This is a genomic window from Pseudoalteromonas aliena (genome assembly GCF_038155085.1).
GTDB lineage: Bacteria > Pseudomonadota > Gammaproteobacteria > Enterobacterales > Alteromonadaceae > Pseudoalteromonas > Pseudoalteromonas aliena_A.
Genome location: NZ_JBAKAU010000335.1, coordinates 1 through 206, shown reverse-complemented (window position 1 = coordinate 206; position 206 = coordinate 1). Strand labels below are relative to the sequence as shown.

1 pseudogene is annotated in these 206 nt (G+C 35.4%); it reads left to right on the top strand.

Annotated elements, in window-relative coordinates:
* Window positions 1-206, top strand: a pseudogene (locus tag V6260_RS19630) (ThiF family adenylyltransferase); the annotation flags it as partial.

The window sequence follows — 206 nt, the reverse complement described above, 5'->3', positions numbered from 1 at the left end:
AATAATCAAATAGACATAGTAACGTATTGCCAAAAGTTGGATCAGACTAAAGCAGTTAACATGTTTAAAGGTGCTGACAATGTACTTGATTGCTCTGATAACTTTAGTACTCGCTATAGTGTTAATCGTTATTGAATTAGCAATAAAACACCGTTAAATTCTGGTGCAGCACTCGCAACCAAAGGCCAGTTAATCGGCTTTCATTT